Here is a 618-nt window from a genome sequence, read left to right as displayed (position 1 = left end):
CGCCGAGCGAGGCCGCCGCCGCGAGCGCGAGCACGCCGCCGCTCGAGTGGCCGAGCACCGCGAACCGGTCGATCCCGAGCGCGTCCGCGACGGCCAGGTCGTCGGCCGCCGTGGTCGCGACGGTGCGGCCGGGGTTCCGCGTGGAGCCGCCGTACCCGGGCCGGTCGTAGGAGATCCACCGGATGCCGCGGCCCTCCGGGGCGTCGACGAGCGGCTGGGGCGGCGGGCCGACGTTCGGCGTGCCGTGGTGGTAGGCGACGACCAGGTCGGCGTCGTCGCCGGCTCCCGTGTCGTAGCAGTGCAGCGTGCGGCCGTCCGGCAGTCGCAGGTCCGTCTCGGTGGGCATGCGCCGAGCGTAGGCCGGGGCGGGGGAGCCGGCCAGCGTCGGATCCCGACGGGGCGCGGTCGCCGACGCGCGACGGTGACAGGATCGACGGCATGGACCAGGCGCGGGACGGCGAGCTCCGCGAGCTCCGGGAGCTGCGCCGCCGCGCCTACGGGCCGGCCTCCGACCTCGACGACGCGGAGCTCGACCGCCTGCGGGAGCTCGAGGCGGGGCAGGGCGCCGCGGCGTCGCGGACGACCGCGCCGGACGCGATCCGTCCCGGCACCGCACCG

The 618-nt window shown here is 78.8% G+C and carries 1 protein-coding gene and 1 pseudogene; one reads left to right on the top strand and one right to left on the bottom strand.

The window, feature by feature from the left end; translation table 11 throughout:
- Positions 1–346, bottom strand: a 346-nt coding sequence (locus Q6969_RS16185; RefSeq protein ID WP_317231349.1) for an alpha/beta hydrolase, incomplete at its 3' end; no start/stop codon positions are given.
- Between the two features lie 92 nt (positions 347–438).
- On the opposite strand from Q6969_RS16185, the pseudogene Q6969_RS16180 reads away from it, so the two are divergent.
- Positions 439–618, top strand: a pseudogene (locus tag Q6969_RS16180) (hypothetical protein); the annotation flags it as partial.

Source organism: Clavibacter sp. MX14-G9D, assembly GCF_032917815.1.
Taxonomy (GTDB): domain Bacteria; phylum Actinomycetota; class Actinomycetes; order Actinomycetales; family Microbacteriaceae; genus Clavibacter; species Clavibacter michiganensis_K.
The sequence above is the reverse complement of the archived record's forward strand: the minus strand, read 5'-3'. Positions and strand labels throughout refer to the sequence as shown.